This is a genomic window from Streptomyces sp. NPDC022910, assembly GCF_055561075.1.
Genome location: NZ_JBVHHL010000023.1, coordinates 1 through 17881 on the forward strand (window position 1 = coordinate 1; position 17881 = coordinate 17881).

The 17881-nt window shown below is 71.8% G+C and carries 15 protein-coding genes and 4 pseudogenes; 11 read left to right on the forward strand and 8 right to left on the reverse strand.

Annotated elements, in window-relative coordinates; all coding sequences use genetic code 11:
- Positions 1-83: 83 nt before the first annotated feature.
- A pseudogene (locus tag ACZ3TS_RS21905) lies at positions 84-227 on the reverse strand (acyl-CoA dehydrogenase); the annotation flags it as partial.
- A gap of 60 nt (positions 228-287) precedes the next feature.
- Here ACZ3TS_RS21905 and ACZ3TS_RS21910 point away from each other — a divergent pair.
- Positions 288-1073 (forward strand): SDR family oxidoreductase, encoded by a 786-nt coding sequence (locus tag ACZ3TS_RS21910; RefSeq protein WP_467620270.1) that lies wholly within the window; start codon positions 288-290, stop codon positions 1071-1073.
- A 42-nt stretch (positions 1074-1115) separates the two neighbouring features.
- Positions 1116-1727, forward strand: coding sequence for a TetR/AcrR family transcriptional regulator (locus ACZ3TS_RS21915; protein ID WP_467620272.1), 612 nt, complete (start codon positions 1116-1118; stop codon positions 1725-1727).
- A gap of 4 nt (positions 1728-1731) precedes the next feature.
- Here the strand turns inward: ACZ3TS_RS21915 and ACZ3TS_RS21920 are convergent.
- The 4 genes and pseudogenes from ACZ3TS_RS21920 to ACZ3TS_RS21935 all read right to left on the reverse strand — a co-directional run.
- Positions 1732-2247 (reverse strand): annotated as a pseudogene (locus ACZ3TS_RS21920) (NAD(P)H-dependent flavin oxidoreductase); the annotation flags it as partial.
- Complete coding sequence (locus ACZ3TS_RS21925; protein ID WP_467620274.1) at positions 2247-3002, reverse strand: CoA-transferase subunit beta; 756 nt, start codon at positions 3000-3002, stop codon at positions 2247-2249. The gene ACZ3TS_RS21925 and the pseudogene ACZ3TS_RS21920, both read right to left, overlap by 1 nt.
- On the reverse strand, positions 2999-3859 hold the full coding sequence (locus ACZ3TS_RS21930; RefSeq protein WP_467620276.1) for a CoA transferase subunit A: 861 nt from the start codon (positions 3857-3859) through the stop codon (positions 2999-3001). Before ACZ3TS_RS21930 ends, ACZ3TS_RS21925 begins: the two co-directional genes overlap by 4 nt.
- Positions 3860-4602: pseudogene (locus ACZ3TS_RS21935) on the reverse strand (enoyl-CoA hydratase family protein).
- 82 nt (positions 4603-4684) lie between these two features.
- On the opposite strand from ACZ3TS_RS21935, the gene ACZ3TS_RS21940 reads away from it, so the two are divergent.
- A complete protein-coding gene (locus tag ACZ3TS_RS21940) occupies positions 4685-5452 on the forward strand; it encodes an SDR family oxidoreductase (RefSeq protein WP_467620279.1) in 768 nt (255 codons plus the stop codon).
- Between the two features lie 120 nt (positions 5453-5572).
- Entirely contained in the window at positions 5573-6481 is a 909-nt protein-coding gene (locus ACZ3TS_RS21945; RefSeq protein WP_467620282.1) for an SDR family oxidoreductase, read from the forward strand.
- Positions 6482-6545: 64 nt separating this feature from the next.
- Here ACZ3TS_RS21945 and ACZ3TS_RS21950 read toward each other — a convergent pair whose 3' ends face one another.
- The gene (locus ACZ3TS_RS21950) at positions 6546-7061 is read right to left on the reverse strand and encodes a MarR family winged helix-turn-helix transcriptional regulator (RefSeq protein WP_467620284.1); all 516 of its coding nucleotides are present in this window, start codon (positions 7059-7061) and stop codon (positions 6546-6548) included.
- A gap of 232 nt (positions 7062-7293) precedes the next feature.
- Between ACZ3TS_RS21950 and ACZ3TS_RS21955 the strand changes: the two are divergent.
- Positions 7294-7815: pseudogene (locus ACZ3TS_RS21955) on the forward strand (MFS transporter); the annotation flags it as partial.
- Positions 7816-8018: 203 nt separating this feature from the next.
- Positions 8019-8639 (forward strand): MFS transporter, encoded by a 621-nt coding sequence (locus ACZ3TS_RS21960; RefSeq protein WP_467620287.1) that lies wholly within the window; start codon positions 8019-8021, stop codon positions 8637-8639.
- Between the two features lie 86 nt (positions 8640-8725).
- Here ACZ3TS_RS21960 and ACZ3TS_RS21965 read toward each other — a convergent pair whose 3' ends face one another.
- Both ACZ3TS_RS21965 and ACZ3TS_RS21970 read right to left on the reverse strand, forming a co-directional pair.
- Positions 8726-9469 carry an ankyrin repeat domain-containing protein gene (locus tag ACZ3TS_RS21965; protein WP_467620289.1) on the reverse strand — a complete coding sequence of 248 codons (744 nt, stop codon included), beginning with the start codon at positions 9467-9469 and terminating at the stop codon, positions 8726-8728.
- Positions 9470-9572: 103 nt separating this feature from the next.
- A complete protein-coding gene (locus tag ACZ3TS_RS21970) occupies positions 9573-10469 on the reverse strand; it encodes a hypothetical protein (RefSeq protein ID WP_467620512.1) in 897 nt (298 codons plus the stop codon).
- A gap of 229 nt (positions 10470-10698) precedes the next feature.
- Here ACZ3TS_RS21970 and ACZ3TS_RS21975 point away from each other — a divergent pair, with 229 nt between their 5' ends.
- The 5 genes from ACZ3TS_RS21975 (at position 10699) to ACZ3TS_RS21995 (ending at position 17835) form a co-directional block, all read left to right on the forward strand.
- Positions 10699-11478 carry a S1 family peptidase gene (locus ACZ3TS_RS21975; protein ID WP_467620292.1) on the forward strand — a complete coding sequence of 260 codons (780 nt, stop codon included), beginning with the start codon at positions 10699-10701 and terminating at the stop codon, positions 11476-11478.
- 214 nt (positions 11479-11692) lie between these two features.
- Positions 11693-12040 carry a chorismate mutase gene (locus ACZ3TS_RS21980; RefSeq protein WP_467620293.1) on the forward strand — a complete coding sequence of 116 codons (348 nt, stop codon included), beginning with the start codon at positions 11693-11695 and terminating at the stop codon, positions 12038-12040.
- A gap of 277 nt (positions 12041-12317) precedes the next feature.
- Positions 12318-14888 (forward strand): aminopeptidase N, encoded by a 2571-nt coding sequence (gene pepN / locus ACZ3TS_RS21985; RefSeq protein ID WP_467620296.1) that lies wholly within the window; start codon positions 12318-12320, stop codon positions 14886-14888.
- 185 nt (positions 14889-15073) lie between these two features.
- Positions 15074-16429 carry a pyridoxal phosphate-dependent decarboxylase family protein gene (locus ACZ3TS_RS21990; RefSeq protein WP_467620298.1) on the forward strand — a complete coding sequence of 452 codons (1356 nt, stop codon included), beginning with the start codon at positions 15074-15076 and terminating at the stop codon, positions 16427-16429.
- A complete protein-coding gene (locus ACZ3TS_RS21995) occupies positions 16426-17835 on the forward strand; it encodes a lysine N(6)-hydroxylase/L-ornithine N(5)-oxygenase family protein (protein WP_467620301.1) in 1410 nt (469 codons plus the stop codon). The genes ACZ3TS_RS21990 and ACZ3TS_RS21995 overlap by 4 nt, the downstream gene beginning before the upstream one ends.
- Positions 17836-17881: the final 46 nt, after the last annotated feature.

Here is a 17881-nt window from a genome sequence, read left to right on the forward strand (position 1 = left end):
CAACCTCTGGATGCCACCCATCGCGCAGAGTCACCTGACCAGGACACCTCACACACCGTCACCGATCAGCCGCATTCCTGCTGAATGCTTACCTCCCACGCGCGGTGGGCCGCGAACCCCTCCTCCGTCTCCAGGGACGGAAGCGGTTCCGCGGGCACGTGCGCGGCGAGCCAGGACCGGGCCTCGGTGCGGAAGGCCTCGTCGGCGGGGGAGTGGGTGAGGTCCACGGGCGGCACCCTTCGAGAGCGGGCTTCCCTAACAAGTGTTTGGTAGGTTAGCGTGTGCCCATGACAGGCGTCGAGGGTCCGTCGTACGTGCCCGGGCATGGGCTGCTGAAGGGGCGCACCGCCGTCATCACCGCGGCGGCCGGGGCGGGGATCGGGGGAGCGACCGCGCGCCGGTTCCTGGAGGAGGGCGCACGCGTACTTATCAGCGACGCCCATGTCCGCCGACTCAAGGAGTACGAGGCGGAGCTGGGCCGGGAGTTCGAGGGGGCGGTGACGGCGGTGGCCTGTGACGTCACCGACGAGGTCCAGGTCCAGGCACTCTTCGACAACGCCGTCCGGTCGCACGGCCGGCTCGACATCGTCGTCAACAACGCCGGACTGGGCGGCACCGCGGCCCTGGCCGACATGACCGACGAGCAGTGGTCGAAGGTGCTCGACGTGACGCTGGGCGGTACGTTCCGCTGTGTGCGGGCGGCCCTGCGCTCGATGAAGGAGACGGGCGGTGGCGTGATCGTCAACAACGCCTCCGTGGTCGGCTGGCGCGCCCAGGCCGGACAGGCGCACTACGCCGCGGCGAAGGCCGGCGTGATGGCACTGACCCGGTGCGCCGCGATCGAGGCCGCCGAGTACGGGGTCCGGGTCAACGCGGTCTCGCCCAGCCTCGCCATGCATCCGCACCTGGTGAAGGTGACGACGCCCGACCTGCTGGAGGAGCTGACCGCGCGCGAGGCCTTCGGGCGGTACGCGGAACCGTGGGAGGTGGCCAACGTCATCGTCTTCCTGGCCTCCGGCTACTCCTCCTACATGACCGGCGAGGTCGTCGCCGTCAGCAGCCAGCACGCCTAGAGCCGTGCGATGGACCAGTGCCCCCGGGATCACAATGGACCCGTGCCGACCAAGAAGAAGCCCCAGGTGACCGCCGCGCCCGCGCGCCGCCGTGAACTCCTAGACACCGCGGCCGAGGTCTTCGCCGAGCAGGGCTACAACGCCACCACCGTACGCAAGATCGCGGACCACGCCGGGATGCTCGCGGGAAGCCTGTACTACCACTTCGACTCCAAGGAGTCGATGCTGGAGGAGATCCTGCGCACGTTCCTCGACGAGCTCTGGGACGGCTACGACACCGTCCTGGACGCCGAACTCGGCCCGCGCGAAACCCTTGAGGCGCTGGTCACCGAGTCCTTCCGGGAGATCGACCGGCACCGTGCGGCCGTCGCGATCTACCAGAAGGAGTCGAAGCAGCTCGCGGTGCAGGAACGCTTCGCGTTCCTCGCCGAGTCGCAGCGCAAGTTCGAGAAGGCATGGCTGTCCACGCTGGAGCGCGGGGTCGCCGCCCGGGTCTTCCGGTCCGACCTCGACGTCCGGCTCACCTACCGGTTCGTGCGCGACACCGTGTGGGTCGCCGCGTCCTGGTACCGGCCCGGCGGACAGCACAGCCCGGAGGAGATCGCCCGGCAGTACCTGTCGATGGTGCTCGACGGCATCGCCGTACGTGAGTAGCCATGTGGAAGCCGCCCGCCGCCACCACCGGGAGGTCCACCGCGTCCACCACCTGCGGCAGCAGCACCGTCGTCGCGACCTCGCCCGTGTGACCGCCGCCCTCGCCGCCCTGCACGATCACCGCGTCCGCACCCCAGGTCGCCACCTTCTCGGCATGCCGTCGGGCGCCCACGGAAGGGATCACGACCACCCCCGCCGCCTTCAGCTCGGCGATCAGCTCCCGCGAGGGCGCCAGCGCGAAGGAGGCGACCCGCACACCCTCCTCGACGATGATCCGGACCCGGTCCCGCGCGTCCCCGGCGTCCGCGCGCAGATTCACCCCGAACGGCGCCTCCGTGCGCGACGCGACCTCCCGTATCGCCTCCCGCAAGCGGTCGAGCGTCATGGTCGCGGAGGCCAGGATGCCCAGTGCGCCCGCGTTCGCCGCGGCGGAGACCAGGCGCGGTCCGGCCACCCAGCCCATGCCGGTCTGGACGACGGGATGCCGGACCCCGACGAGCCGGGTGAGCGCCGTGTCCATCAGCGATCTCCGCCCTCTGCGGGGCGACCGGGAACCTCGCGCTCCCGAATCCCCAGCGGGTCGATCACCTCACGGATCAACCGCAGCTCCTCCGGCGTCGGTTCACGCGTGTACGGCACCTCGTCCGGAACCGTCGGCTCGAATCCCGTCGCCTCCCGCGCCTCCTCGATTGTCACCCCCGGGTGCAGTGAGGCCAGCCGCATCGAGTGGTCCGGGGTGGCGAAGTCGAAGACGCCGAGGTCGGACACCACACGCGGGATGCGGTGGAAGCGGGCGCCGGCAGGATGCCGGGCGGCGCGGTCGTACCCCACCCCGCACACCATGTCGACCCGCTCGACGAACACCCTCCGTGAGTGCCGCGGTATCCAGTAACTCGTCGGATGATTCAGTGTGTTGACCGGCGCCCCGCGCACCCCGAGCAGTTGCCGTCGCGGCCGTGTCCAGTCGCCGATGCAGGAGATGTTCTGGTTCCCGAAGCGGTCGATCTGGCTCGCGCCCATCATCACGTGTCGTCGGCCGCCGGTGACCAGCCTCAGATGCTGCCGGTACGGCAGCCAGCCCTCCACCGTCCCGTCGGTGCCCACGAGCATCGCCTCTCCGTCGGTGAGCAACAGGTCCGGCGAGAACGTGCGCTTGGCGAGCCGTGCCCCGACGGACGGCACCGGACCCATCGGGCTTGCGAGAATTTCCCCCGCGCCGCGCCAGGCCTCGGCGCAGGCGATCACGCAGTACTCCGCGCGGGTGGCCGCGCTCATGGCTGCTCCGTGTGCCAGGCCCGGACGGCCGCCTGATAGGCGTGCTCGTCACCGGAGAGGAACCGCTCGGCGAACGCGGGCCACGCCGTGCTGGCGTAGTGTCTCTGGAAGGCCTCGTCCCGGTCGTGGTCGGGGGAGCAGGACGTGAAGTGCGCGCCGTACGGAGCTTCCACCACGCCGGTCACGGTGTGCCGTTTGACCAGCAGCGTCTGCGGCGCGGCCTCCTTCGTCAGCTCTACCGTGTCCACTATCTGCTCGCACGAGACGTACGCCGAGTCGGCAGCCTCGCAGAAGAGGTCGTCGAAGTACGGGTCCGGGCCGAGGTACTGGCCGTTTCCCAGCCGGTCGGCCCTGTTGACGTGGATCAGGGCCGCGTCCATCCGCAGCGCGGGCATGGCGACGAACTCCTCGTGGTCTCCGGATTCGTCCTCGTACGGCGAAGTGACCGTCCGCAGGCCGGGGTTGACCCGCATCACGTCCGAGCCGACACCCGCCCGCACGGGCAGGAACGGCAGCCGGTTCGCCGCCGCGTGCAGTCCCCACATGAACATCGCCTCGTCGACCTCCATCAGCTCGAACGCGCCGCTCTCGCGCGCCGCGCGGTAGTGCGGTTCGAGCGGGATCGAGTCGAGGGTCGCGAACGCGGCCACGAGTCTGCGGATCCGTCCGGCGGCCGCGAGCATGCCGACGTCCGGGCCGCCGTACGAGACGACCGTGAGGTCGGTGATCCGAGAGCGGAGCAGCGCCCGTACCAGGGCCATGGGTTTACGGCGCGAGCCCCAGCCGCCGATGCCGAGGGTCATGCCGCTCTCCAGCCGGGAGACGGCCTCGTCGGCGGTCATCGTCTTGTCCTTCATCTACGCCCCCTCCTTGCCGAAGGTGTCCCGGACGCGGCCGGCCACGCCGCTGAGATTCGCTTCGAAGGTGAAGCCCTGCTCGAAGCGGTAGCTGCGGCGCACGTCGACCGGGTCGATGCCGTTGATGGCGGCCTTGGCCAGCCGGAGCAGCTCGCCGTCCTTGGCGGCGATCTCCCGGGCCAGCTCCAGAGCGGCAGCGCGCAGTCCGTCCCGCGGCACCACCCGCCACACCGATCCGTGGGCGTGCAATTCGTCCGCCCTCGCCGTGCGCGAGGTGTAGTACAGGGTGCGCATCAGGTGCGAAGGGACCAGCCGCGCCAGATGCGTGGCGGCGCCCAGGGCACCGCGGTCCAGCTCGGGCAGTCCGAAGACGGCGTCCTCGCTCGCCACGATCGCGTCCGCGTTGCCGACGAGCCCTATCCCGCCGCCCAGGCAGAAACCCTGCACCGCCGCCACGACCGGAACCTCGCACTCGTACACCGCCGAGAACGCCTCGTAGCACCCGCGGTTGGCCCCGATCAGGGCGCGGCCGCCCTCGGTCTGTATCTCCTTGATGTCCACACCCGCGTTGAAACCGCGCCCCTCCGCGGCCAGGACGACACAGCGGATCTGCGGTTCGCGGCCCGCCGACCGCAGGGCGTCGGCCAGGTCGAACCAGCCGGTCACCGGCAGCGCGTTCACCGGTGGGAAGTCGACCGTGACGACGGCGACGCCTTTTCCTGGCACGAGGTGGAGACACCCATGGGCACATCAGCTACCTTTCCACCAAACGTTTGTTAGGTGCGATTCGAAGCTAGCAGCCAACGCAGGACGGCGGGAGGCCCTGTGGACAACTCGCACGACGGCTCCGCCCGGAGCCTGCGCGGCAGGACCGCCGTCGTCACCGGCGGCACCCGCGGTGTCGGGGCCGGGATCGCGCGCGCGTTCGTCGAAGCCGGGGCCGATGTCGTGGTGTGCGCCCGGCGGCCGCCCGAAGCCCCCCTGAAAGGAGTGGAGTTCGCCTCGCTCGACGTGTGCGAACCGGCCGCCGTAAGCGACTTCTTCGAGGCGCTGCCCCGCGTCGACGTACTGGTCAACAACGCGGGCGGCGCACCCTACCGGCCCCTCGCCGAGGCGGGCCCCGAGCGGCACGCGCGGGTCGTCGAACTCAACCTCGTCGCACCGCTGACCGTTTCCCTCGCCGCGTACGGCCATCTCAGACGCGCCGGGGGAGCGGTCGTGATGATCGGCAGCGTCAGCGGCAGCCGTCCCTCGCCGGGCACCGCCGCGTACGGGGCGGCCAAGGCGGGGCTGGAGTGCCTGGCGCGCTCCATGGCGGTGGAGTGGGCGCCCGAGGTGCGGGTCAACACGCTCGTCGTCGGGATGGTCCGCACCGAACTGTCCCATCTCCACTACAGCGGTGAGGACGGCATCGCGGCCGTCTCCCGGACCGTCCCGCTCGGGCGGCTCGCCGAGCCGTCCGACGTCGGCGAAGCCGCCGTCTTCCTCGCCTCGGACGCCGCCGCGTACATCACCGGGGCGAGTCTGCTCGTCCACGGCGGAGGGGAGCGGCCGGCGTTCCTGGACGCGGCGACCGCCAACAAACACACCTGACGGCGCTCGGTGAGAGGGCGCGACGGCCGTCTGCGGGCGCGTGCGGGCCGTCGACAGACCTGGCTGAGACGACAGATGGACAAGTCGATCCATGGACACGAGCGAACAAGGGGACACGACGTGACGGGTATCGCCGACGGCCGAGTAGTGATCGTCACCGGGGCGGGCCGTGGTCTCGGCCGCGCCCATGCCCTCGCGTTCGCGGCCGAGGGCGCGAGGGTCGTCGTCAACGACCTGGGGGTCGGCCTCGACGGCACGCCCGGGGCGGACAGCCCGGCCGGGCGGGTCGTCGAGGAGATTCGCGCGGCCGGCGGTCAGGCGGTCGAGCACGCCGGCGACATCGCGACGAGCGCGGGGGCCGCGTCCCTGGCGGCGACCGCCCTGGAGACCTATGGGCGGCTCGACGCCCTCGTCAACAACGCCGGTTTCCTGCGCGACCGGATGCTGGTCAACCTCGACGAGGACGATTGGGACGCCGTCCTCCGCGTCCACCTCAAGGGGCACTTCCTGCCGCTGAGACACGCGGCGGCGCACTGGCGGGCCGAGGCGAAGGCGGGGCGCGTCCCGGCCGCGCGGGTGGTCAACACCAGCAGCGGAGCAGGCCTGTCGGGGTCGGTGGGGCAGGCGAACTACAGCGCGGCGAAAGCCGGGATCGTCGCTCTGACGCTGGTCGCGGCGGCGGAACTCGGGCGCTACGGCGTTCAGGTCAACGCCATTGCGCCCGCCGCGCGCACCCGGATGACCGAACGGACATTCGCCGACGCGATGGCCGCGCCCGGCTCCGGCTTCGACGCGATGGCCCCGGAGAACGTCTCGCCACTGGTCGTGTGGCTCGGTTCCGCCGCGAGCGCCGGGGTCACGGGCCGTGTGTTCGAGGCCGAGGGAGGACGGATCACCGTGATGGCGGGGTGGCGGCGGGGCCCGAGTGCCGACAAGGGGGCCCGCCGGACGCCGTCCGAGGCGGGGAAGACGGCACTGAAGCTGCTGGCTCAGGCGGAGACGCCGGAGGCGGTGTACGGGGCGGAATAGGCCACGGCGTACGTCCGGGAAACGTCCGGCTCGCTGGCCCGTCTTTCCGGAAAGACGGGCCGTTCTATCCGGAAAGACGGGCCGCGGCGTTGCGCTGTCGCTCGCTCATCACCGTCAGGAAACGGATCACGGTCTCCAGTTCCTCCGTGCTGAACTCCCGGCACGCCTCGACGATGTCGCGTGCCCAGTCCTCGAAGAACACCGCGAGTTCGCCGATCTTCTCCTGGTTCAGCGTGACGAGCACGCGCCGCTTGTCCGTTGGGTGCTTGACCCTGCGGACGAAGCCCTTGTTCTCCATACGGTCGACGAGCCCCGTGACGGACGCGGGGGCGAGGCCGGTCAGTTCCGCGAGGTCCTTGGCGGTGAGCGGTCCGCGTCGCTCCAGGAAGTCGAGGGTCTTCTCCTCCGTGGCGTTCAGGCCCTGCTTCGCGGCGACCGCCGAGTGGAACATCACGGTGACCGCGCTGTGCTGCCGTCCGATGGTCATGAGCCGCTCCAGCGTCCTGGCCCGCCGCTCGTCGTCCACGGGCGCGACCGGGCCTTCGGCCTGGCCAGTGCCGTCCGTCTCACCGCTGCTCATGGCTCCAGGCTAGCAAATATTTCGTTCGGCCGAACTAAGGGCTTGCGATCAGGGATGCGTGGGTGCAAGTCTTTCGTTAGGCCGAACGAAACAAATACGGGCCTGCCTCCTCAGATGTCCCCACTCCCCGGGAGTCGCCATGACCGCCACCCTCGCCGCCACCGACCAGCCGGCGGCGGAACCGTATCCGCGTCGCTGGGCTGCCGCCGCCGTGATGATGGTGGCGGCACTGATGGACCTGCTCGACGGGACCATCGTGAATGTCGCGATCCCGTCCATCGGCCGTGACCTGCACGCCGCGCAGAGCACCCTCCAATGGCTGGTCTCCGCCTGTCTGCTGGGCTTCGCCGCCACTTTGATCATCTCGGGGCACCTCGGCGACCGGTTCGGCCGCCGTCGCCTCTTCCTCCTCGGCACGGCCGGCTTCGGGCTCGCGAGCCTGGGGTGCGGAATCGCCCAGTCACCCGGGGCGCTGATCGCGGCGCGAGCGGTGCAGGGAGTCATGGCCGCGGTTCTGCTGCCGCAGGTGCTCGGCTCGTTCCGGACGTTGTTCCAGGGCCGGGAACGGGGCGCCGCCTTCGGGATGTACGGGGCCGTCGCCGGGTTCGCCTCGGCGATCGGGCTGCTGCTGGGCGGGGTGCTCACGGACGCCGATCTGTTCGGCTGGGGCTGGCGGTCGGTGTTCTTGGTGAACGTGCCGGTGGCGGTGGCGACCTTCGTGACCGGGCTCGTGCTCGTGCCCCCTACCAAGGAGCGGTCGGTGGGGCGTCCGGACGTGTTCGGCAGCCTGGTCCTGGCCGCGGGGCTCGTGGCGATCGTGCTGCCGTTGGTGCAGGGGCGCAGCAACGGCTGGCCGGTGTGGGGCTGGATCTGCCTGGCCGCCGGAGTGGCCGCGGCCGCCGGGCTCGGGGTGTACGAGTCCGGGCGGCGCGCGGCGGTGACGGTGCCTCTGCGCCGGTGCGGGCGTTCCGGCTGCCGGCGTTCTCCGTCGGCGTTCTCGTCCAACTCCTCTTCTCGCTGGGCATGCAGGGCTTCTTCCTGGTCTTCGCGATCTGGCTCCAGGGCGGGGAGGCGTACACGCCGACCCAGGCGGGTGTGGTGACCGTGGCGTTCTCGGTCGGCAGCTTCCTGACGGCACCCGTGGCGGACGGACTGGCGGTGCGGTTCGGGCGGCTGGTGCTCGGGGCCGGTGCGCTGCTGATGGCCGGCGGCTTCGGGCTGGTGTGGGCGGCGGTGCACGGGGCGCCCCTGACGCATACGGGGGCGTGGCCACTGGTGCCGGGGCTGGTGCTCGCCGGGGCCGGGCTGGGCTTCCTCGTGGTGCCGCTGGTGAACGTGGTCCTGTCCGCCGTGCCCGGCGACCTCGCGGGCGCCGCGTCGGGGATCTTCTCCACGGCTCAGCAGTTCGGTGGCGCGCTCGAGGCGGCGGTCATCGGGACGGTGTTCTTCGGACGTCTGTCGCATGGTCCGAGCCAGGCACTGATCGGGGCGGTGCCGTGGGTGACGGCCGTGTTCGTGCTCTGCGCGGCGCTGTGCGCGGCGTTGCCGAGGCGGGCGGTGGCCGCGCACGAGGGGTGAGCGCGGAACGGAGCAGCGGGGCGTGGGCCGTGTGGCCCGCGCCCCGCTTTCCTGGTTCCGCTCATAGGGGACCACCTCGTGGGGGATCACCCCTTGAGCGCGCCGGGCCCGGCCTCCAAGAGGCCCGCTATCACGGCGTGTCCGGTCTGCTGGTCGTTCCCCGCCGCGGGCCGGCCGTCGCGCAGGAGCGTGACCTCGACGGTCTCGGTGCCGGGTTCCTCCTCCCAGCGGCGGGTCACGTACTCGTGCCCCGGTCCGTACGCCGCCTCCAGGCCCGCACGGAGTTCCGCCGCGATGTCCAGCCGCATCCAGCGCCGGGCCTCGGCGAGCGCCTCCCGGCGTGCCCGCGCCCCATGGGCCAGCAGTGCCCGTACGCAGCCGGGCGAGCCGCGGCGGGCGGCCGCCACCAGCGGCGCTTCGCCCGTGGGGCCGGGCAGGTCCGGGTCCGCGCCCGCGGCCAGCAGCGCCCCGACGACCTCCGCGTGTCCGCGTTGCACCGCCCAGGTCAGCGCCCGGAATCCGTACCCTTCCTCCAGATCCGGCGTCGCCCCGGCCGTCAGCAGCGCCCGTACGACCTCGGTGTGGCCTCCGCAGGCGGCACCGCACAACGGCGCGTCGGCTCCCGTGCTGAGACGGTCGGGATCGGCGCCGGCGGTCAGCAGCAGCCGTACGATGCCCGGCGCGTCGCTGACCGCCGCCAGGTACAGGACCGTCTGGCCCTCCTCGTCGACCGACTCGGGGCTCGCGCCCGTGCGCAGCAGCCGTACGACCGCGTCCTCGTCCCCTTCGTGGACCGTGGTGAACAGCCCCGGCGGCTCGTGCGTGTTCATGCTTCGACCCTCGCTCGCGGAGGGTTCCGCACGCAAAGACATTTGAGGTGTTCTGGGCCACCTCGGAACCGTCTCTCATGCCACACCAAGCACCGGCCGCACCTCAGGTGTCGCACTCCAGCACCGTCTGGCACAGCCCGCAGCGGGCCCGCACCCGTCCTCGCACGGGCACCCTGATCCGCTGGTGGCAGGTCGGGCACGGGAAGGAGACGCCAAGCGGGCCGCGCCCGGCCGGGGTGAAGGAGTACGGGACGCCCGGCTGCGGGCCGGGGGCGGAGTGGTCCTGGGCGTAGCGGCGGTCCTTGGCGTAGCGGCGGCGGCCCGCCCAGCCGGCCGCCGTCAGGGGCGGCTGTTGCTCGTCGCGGCGGGCCTGCGCCATGCCCTTCGTGTACGCCGTGTACGCCTGGGGGCTGGTGAACCAGATCGCCGGGTCCTCGCCGAACAGCAGCGCACGCTTGGCCAGTACGTACCCGAACTCCTCCGGGGTGAGATAGCCGAGCTTCTGCGACGATGCCCCGTCCTCGCGGTAGGCGTCGAGGAGCAGCCAGCCCGCACCCAGGTAGGTGGCCGCCGTGTCGGTGAGGATCTCGTTGTCGCGCGTTCCGGGGAAGGACAGGTCGAGGCGGTGCAGATAGACGTGCATCACCTCGTGCGCGAGGGCCGCGCCGATGTCCCTTCGGTGGGTGCGAAACCGGTCGTTCAGCTCGATGAAGTACTCGGGGCCCGCGGCGAGTTCGACGTTCGCCGCATGGGTCATCTCACGGAAGCTGACGATCATCCGGGCTTCCGGCAGGCGGTAGTGCCGCACCAGCTCGCGCGCCACGCGCTGCGCGCCCAGATGCAGGTCGTCCTGGTCCGAGAACGCCACGTCCGCGGGAGGCACGCTGGTCGCGAAGGTGCGGATGGTGTCGTAGGTGAGCCGCTTGTACAGCGCGGTGATCGCCGCCCGCACCGTGTCCAGATGCGGATAGCCGTGCTCGACCGGTCCGCCGTTCGCCACGTCCGCACCCCCTGAAGACGCCAGCACTGCCTTCCACTGTAGGCGCGCTTCCTCCCGGCGGCGGGGCGTGCGCGGCCGCCGGGATGTCGCGCCGCGCGCCGTCTGGCCGGAACCGGTTCTTGTCGCCCCCGCCCGGCTCTCAAATAATTCGTCAAGTCTTGGCGGGAGCATGTCATTAATGCCTCGCGTGCTGCCGTCATGCGGTCAACCCCCCACGGAAGGAAGCACGTTGAAGCTCCTGAAGTTGATCGGCGGCCTCAAGAGAGCCGTTGCGGCCGTCACCGTCGCGCTCGCCGCCCTGTCGCTGCAGCCCCTGTCCGCGCAGGCGGCTCCCCAGCCCGTCGTCGGTGGGGCCCGTGCCACGCAGGGCGAGTTCCCGTTCATGGTGCGGCTCTCCACGGGCTGTGGCGGCGCCCTGTATGCCAAGACCATCGTGCTGACCGCCGCGCACTGCGTCAGCGGATCCGGTACCAACACCTCCATCACCGCCACGGCCGGCGTCGTCGACCTGCAGAGCAGCAGCGCGGTCAAGGTGAGGTCGACCAAGGTGCTGCAGGCGCCCGGCTACAACGGCAAGGGCCGGGACTGGGCGCTGATCAAGCTGGCGCAGCCCATCGACCTGCCCACCCTCGAGATCGCCACCACGACCGCGTACAACAACGGCGACTTCACCGTCGCGGGCTGGGGCGCGGCCCGGGAGGGCGGTGGCCAGCAGCGTCATCTGCTCAAGGCCACGGTCCCCTTCGTCGACGACGCCACCTGTCAGCGGGCGTACGGCAGCGACCTGGTGCCCGGCGAGGAGATCTGTGCCGGGTTCCCGCAGGGAGGAGTCGACACCTGTCAGGGCGACTCGGGCGGGCCCATGTTCCGCAAGGACGACACCGGCGCGTACATCCAGGTCGGCATCGTCAGCTGGGGCGAGGGCTGTGCACGGGCCGGCTACCCCGGCGTCTACACCGAGGTCTCGACGTTCGCGACGGACATAGCCCGGGCCGCGTCCGGCCTCTAGCCGCCCCGCACGGCTGTCCCCCACGAGGGGTACGGGGGGTGCACGCGGCCCGACCCCGCCGCGGGCGCCCTCCCGTACGCCCCCGACTGCGCCCGGCCTGATTGCCTCACCCTCCTCCAGGCGCCCGTCGGACACGAGCGGCACACCGCCAGGAACCATCCGCACTCCGGACAGGGATGATCGAGTACCGGCCTGCCCCGTAGGGTGGTCGGCCATGACCACCCGCCACCCCGCCGGAGACGTCGACCCGGCCGTCCGCGCCGAACTCGCCCGGCTGCGCGACAGCATCGACAACATCGACGCCGCCGTCGTCCACATGCTCGCCGAGCGCTTCAAGTGCACCCAGCAGGTCGGCCACCTCAAGGCCGCGCACCAGCTGCCCCCCGCCGACCCGGCGCGCGAGGCCGCCCAGATCGCCCGGCTGCGTCGGCTCGCGGAGAACGCCAAGCTCGACCCCGCGTTCGCGGAAAAACTTCTCAATTTCATCATCGCCGAGGTCATCCGCCACCACGAGCGCATCGCCGACGACGCCACGGCCACCGCCGACGCTCCGGGGGAGTGACATCCGGCAGCCGGCCCGGCATTCCGCGCTGAACGCTCCCCACGTCCGACCGGGCGCACCACGGCCGGTCGGCCGGGTGACTCGTGGTCAGGTCCGATCCTCCTGCTCACCGGTTGCGGCCCGGACGCCGAAGGCACCCGGACACGCGCCTTCCCGGCCGCCCTGAGGATCCCGCCACCGAACCGGTACCCGACCGCACCCAGGAGCAGGGGAAGAGGTGGTAGGCGCAGAAGGTGTACCGGAACACCTCTGTGCCCTGTCTGCGGCATCAGGCAGCATGTCCTCCATGTCCGTACTGACGCGCGACGAAGCGCAGACCCGTGCCCGGCTCCTCGACGTCCACCGCTACGAGATCGCCCTCGACCTGACCTGCGGCGACGAGACCTTCGACTCCCGTACCGTGATCCACTTCACGGTACGCGCAGACGCTGACGCCTCGGACACGTTCGTCGAGCTCAAGCCCGCTGAGCTGCGCGCCGCCACCCTGGACGGACACCCCCTCGACCCCGGGACCCTCGCCGAGAACCGGCTGCCGCTCGACGGCCTCACCGCGGGCGAGCACGAACTGCGCGTCGACGCCACCATGCGCTACTCGCGCACCGGCGAGGGCATGCACCGCTTCACCGACCCCACCGACGGCGAGACCTACCTCTACACCCAGCTGTTCATGGACGACGTCCAGCGGGTCTTCGCCGCCTTCGACCAGCCCGACCTCAAGGCCGTCTTCGACCTGACCGTCAAGGCACCCGAGGGCTGGAGCGTCCTCGCCAACGGCATCACCACCCAGCAGGGCGACGGCACCTGGCGCGCCGCAGCCACCCCCCTCATCTCCACCTACCTGGTCGCCGTCGCCGCCGGTCCCTGGCACACCGTGCGCACCGAACACCGCGGACTGCCCTTCGGCATCCACTGCCGCCGCTCCCTCGCCCCCTACCTCGACGCGGACGAACTCTTCGAGATCACCCGCCTGTGCTACGACCGCTACCACGAGAAGTTCGAGGAGCCCTACCCCTTCGACTCCTACGACCAGGCCTTCGTCCCCGAGTTCAACGCCGGAGCCATGGAGAACCCCGGCCTCGTCACCTTCCGCGACGAGTTCGTCTACCGCTCCGCCGTCACCGACACCCAGCGCCAGACCCGCGCCATGGTCATTGCCCACGAGATGGCCCACATGTGGTTCGGCGACCTCGTCACCCTGCGCTGGTGGGACGACATCTGGCTGAACGAGTCGTTCGCCGAGTACATGGGCTGCCAGACCCTCACCGAAGCCACCCGCTTCACCGACACCTGGACCGACTTCGGCGTCGCCCGCAAGGCCTGGGGATACGACGCCGACCAGCGCCCCTCCACCCACCCGGTGGCCCCCGAAGCGGTCGACGACACCGCCTCCGCGCTGCTCAACTTCGACGGCATCTCCTACGCCAAGGGCGCCTCCGCCCTCAGGCAGCTGGTGGCCTGGCTCGGGGAGAAGGACTTCCTCGCCGGCATCAACGCCCACTTCGCCCGCCACCGATTCGGCAACGCCACCCTCGCCGACTTCACCGACTCCCTCGCGAGCGCCACCGACCGCGACGTGCACGCCTGGGCGGACTCCTGGCTGCGCACCACCGGCGTCGACACCCTCACCCCGAGCCTCACCCGGGCCGACGACGGCACCTGGTCCCTCACCGTGGACCACCACGGCAGCCGGCCGCACCGCATCTCCGTCGGCCTCTACGACCAGACCCTCGCCGACGACGGCGGCCTCACCCTGCGCGAGCGCCTCGACCTCGACATCCCGCAGAGCGCACCGCAGTCCCTCGGCAAGCGCCCGGCCCTGCTGCTGCTCAACGACGGCGACCTCACCTACGCCAAGGTCCGCTTCGACCCCGAGTCCTTCCAGACCGTGCGGGGCGCCCTGTCCGGCCTGCCCGAACCGCTCACCCGCGCGGTCGTGTGGAACGCCCTGCGGGATGCGGTACGCGACGGCCACCTCCCCGCCGGCGCCTACCTGGAGACCGCCCGAGCCCACCTCCCGCACGAGAGCGACCTGGCCCTCGTCGAAGGCGTCCTCGCCTTCGCCTCCGTCCACATCGCCGACCGCTACCTGTCCTCCCCCAAGCTCTCGACTCCTCCCCCCCTGACGGCTTCGCTCGAGCGGGGGGACCCTCATGAGCAGGGAGGTACCCCCATCGACCGGCCCGCCGCGCTGTCCACCCTCACCGCCGTGTGCCGCGACCTGATCCGCCGCACCGAGGACGGCTCCCACCCCGGGCTGCGCCTGATCGCCGTGCGCCACTTCATCGACGCCGCCGCGCAGCCCGACACCATCGCCGCCTGGCTCGCCGACGACACCGTGCCCGGCGGACCCGAACTCGACCCCGAACTGCGCTGGCGCATCCTCGGCCGCCTCGCCGTCCTCGGCGCCGTGGACGAGACGGCGATCGCCGAGGAGCTCGACCGCGACCCCAGCGCCACCGGTCAGGAAGGCGCCGCCCGCTGCCGCGCCGCCCTGCCCGACGCCGACGCCAAGCGCCGTGCCTGGGATGCGATGTTCGCCGCAGACGAGCTGTCCAACTACCTGTTCACCGCCACCGCGCAGGGCTTCTGGCAGCCCGAACAGGCCGACCTCGTCGAGGAGTACGTCGACCGCTACTGGAGCGACGCACCCGCCGTCGCGGCCCGCCGTGGCCCCGCCATCGCCACCGCCGTCGGCCGCTGGGCCTTCCCCCACCACGCCGTCCACGCGGACACCCTCCACCGGGGCGAGCAGTGCCTGCGCGAGGCGGACCTCACCCCGGCGCTGCGCCGCAGGCTCGTCGACGAACTCGACGACCTCGCACGGGCGTTGCGTATCCGCGAGGCATAGCCGACCCACCCTGCCGGCCGGTGCACGTCTCGTGACGCGCACCGGCCGGCAGCGCATATGCCATCCCTGGGCACTTCCTCCCCACGGCGGTACCCCCTTTCGGGTCGGATCGTTGTCGTCTTCGGGCGGGCCCAACCCCGGTGCATGCAGGCTTGGTTCCCCGCCGCGCGCCTGGAGGACGTTCCATGAGCTTGCCGCCCCTCGCCTCAGGGCCCGAAGGCCCCCGCGCCCTGCGGCCGCTGCTCGAAACCGTCCTCGACGCCCTGGAGGAGGGTGCACGGGCCCGTGGTGGCCCCCTGCCCGGTGGCGGCCCCGAAGCGGTCGCCGCCAGGGTCCGTGACGCCGTCGGCGACGTACTGCCGCGGCAGGGCGACCCGGATGCCGTACGAGCCGTCGTCCGCGCCCTCGCCGAAGGCGCCGCCGACCCCGCCCACCCCCTGTGCGCCGCCCACCTGCACTGCCCGCCCCTGGCGGTCGCCGCCGCCGCGGACCTGGCCGCCGGTGCGCTCAACCCCTCCCTCGACTCCTGGGACCAGGCCCCGTCCGCCTCCGAACTGGAAGCGCTGGTGACGCGGGCCCTCGCCCAGGAGGTGACAGCGGCCGACTGCCTGGTCACCACCGGCGGCACCGAGTCCAACCAGCTGGCCCTCCTCCTCGCCCGCGAAGCCCACGGCGGCGTCCGGCTCGTCTGCGGCGCCGGCGCCCACCACTCCCTGACGCGCGCCGCCTGGCTGCTCGGCCTGCCCGAACCCCTCGTGCTCCCCGCCCCGGACGGCACCCTCGACCCAGCCGCCCTCGACGCCGCGCTCACCGGCCGGAGCGGCCCTCTGCTCGTCGCCGCCACCGCGGGCACCACCGACGCCGGGCTCATCGACCCCCTGCCCGAGATCGCCGACGTCTGCGCCGCCCACGGCGCCCGCCTCCACATCGACGCCGCCTACGGAGGCACACTCCTGTTCAGCGACCGCCACCGTCCCCGGCTGACCGGTCTGGAGCGCGCCCACACCGTCACCCTCGACCTGCACAAACTCGGCTGGCAGCCCGTGGCCGCCGGTCTCCTCGCCGTCCGCGACCCCCACGACCTGCACACCCTCCGGCACCGTGCCGACTACCTCAACGCCGACGACGACACCGAAGCCGGCCTCCCCGACCTCCTCGGGCGCTCCCTGCGCACCACCCGACGCCCCGACATCCTCAAGATCGCCGTCACCCTCAAGACGCTGGGCCGCACCGGACTGGGCGCCCTCGTCGACGACGTCTGCGCCCACGCACACGAGTTCGCCGACATCGTCCGGGCCCACCCCGCCTTCGAGCTCTACGCCCCGCCCACCATCAGCACCGTCCTGTTCCGGCCCGTCGCAGCGTCCGACGCCGCCGTCGCCGCCGCCCGCCGCACCCTCCTCCACGAGGGCCGCGCCGTCCTCGGCCGCGCCCGGCTGGACGGCCGCCTCTGGCTCAAGGCCACTCTCCTCAACCCCCACACCCGGCCCGGCGACCTGGCCGCACTCCTGAATCTGGTGGAAGGAAGCACGCCCCGATGACCACCCCTCCACGCCACGAAACCGAAGCGCCCCGCGACCTGGTCGGCATCGGCATCGGCCCGTTCAACCTCTCCCTTGCGGCCCTCGCCCACCCCCTCGCGGAACTCGACACCGCCTTCTACGAACAGCGCCCCGGCTTCGACTGGCACCCCGGCCTCCTCATCGACGGCGCCACCCTCCAAGTCCCCTTCCTCGCCGACCTGGTGACCCTCGCCGACCCCGCCAGCCCCTGGTCCTTCCTCAACTACCTCAAGACCTGCGACCGGCTCTTCCCCTTCTACTTCGCCGAGCGCTTCCACATCCAGCGCGCCGAATACGACGCGTACTGCCGGTGGGTCTCCGGCAATCTCCCTGGACTCCACTTCGGCCACCAGGTCGACGCCGTCCGCTGGAACGCCGAGGACGACGTCTTCGAAGTCGACTTCACCCGACTGGGAGCGGACGGCGCGGCCGAAGCCCTGGGCCGTACGCACGCGCGCAACATCGTCCTCGGCGTCGGCACCGAACCGTATGTCCCCGAACCCCTCGAACCCCTCGTCGAAGCCCCCGGCGTGCCCGTCATCCACGCCGCGGACTACCTCCGCCACCGCACGGACTTCCTCGCCGCCGAACGCATCACCGTCGTCGGCGCGGGCCAGTCCGGCGCCGAGGTGTTCCTCGACCTCCTGCGCCACCGCCCCGTCGGCCAGGAACGGATCCACTGGCTCGCCCGGACCGAAGCCTTCGCCCCCATGGAGTACTCCAAGCTCGGTCTGGAGCACTTCACCCCCGACTACACGCGCTACTTCCACGCCCTCGCCGAACCCGTACGCGACCGCCTCGTCTCCGCCCAATGGCAGCTCCACAAGGGCATCGACGCCGACACCATCGCAGCGATCCACGACGAGCTCTACCGCCGCACCCTCCACGGCGGCTGGCCCGACGCCGTCCTGACCCCCGGCGTCCGCGTCCGCACCGCCGGGCGCATCGCCACCACCAAGATCGAACTCCACCTGGAGCACGTCCAGCAGAACACCCGCTCCCGCCTCATCACCGACGCCGTCGTCCTCGCCACCGGCTACCGCGAACGCCCCCTCGGCCGAATCCTCGCCGGACTCGCCCCCCACCTGCGCCGCGACAGCGGCGGACGCCCCCGCATCGACGACCAGTTCCGCATGGTCCTCGACCCCTCGGTCACCGGCTCCGTCCACGTCCAGAACGCCGAACTCCACACCCACGGAGTCGGCACGCCCGACCTCGGCCTCGCCGCCTGGCGCAGCGCCACCATCCTCAACTCCCTGACCGGCAAGGAGCCCTACCCGCTGCCCCGGCGTACCGCATTCACCACCTTCGGGCTCCAGCAGCCGGACCGGATCCCGCCCGCCCGACGGCCGATGGCCCTCACACCGCTCGTCGAGGGGCGGTAACAGGCGAGCCCGCACGTCCACGACGCCGGCGCGGAGGCCGTCGCCG

Bases quoted from the DNA above. Each gene is read 5' to 3' on its own strand.
- ACZ3TS_RS21910 (WP_467620270.1), top strand. From the start codon at position 288: ATGACAGGCGTCGAGGGTCCGTCGTACGTGCCCGGGCATGGGCTGCTG.
- ACZ3TS_RS21925 (WP_467620274.1), bottom strand. From the start codon at position 3,002: ATGAGCGCGGCCACCCGCGCGGAGTACTGCGTGATCGCCTGCGCCGAG.
- ACZ3TS_RS21930 (WP_467620276.1), bottom strand. From the start codon at position 3,859: ATGAAGGACAAGACGATGACCGCCGACGAGGCCGTCTCCCGGCTGGAG.
- ACZ3TS_RS21950 (WP_467620284.1), bottom strand. From the start codon at position 7,061: ATGAGCAGCGGTGAGACGGACGGCACTGGCCAGGCCGAAGGCCCGGTC.
- ACZ3TS_RS21965 (WP_467620289.1), bottom strand. From the start codon at position 9,469: ATGAACACGCACGAGCCGCCGGGGCTGTTCACCACGGTCCACGAAGGG.
- ACZ3TS_RS21980 (WP_467620293.1), top strand. From the start codon at position 11,693: ATGACCACCCGCCACCCCGCCGGAGACGTCGACCCGGCCGTCCGCGCC.
- pepN (WP_467620296.1), top strand. From the start codon at position 12,318: ATGTCCTCCATGTCCGTACTGACGCGCGACGAAGCGCAGACCCGTGCC.
- ACZ3TS_RS21990 (WP_467620298.1), top strand. From the start codon at position 15,074: ATGAGCTTGCCGCCCCTCGCCTCAGGGCCCGAAGGCCCCCGCGCCCTG.
- ACZ3TS_RS21995 (WP_467620301.1), top strand. From the start codon at position 16,426: ATGACCACCCCTCCACGCCACGAAACCGAAGCGCCCCGCGACCTGGTC.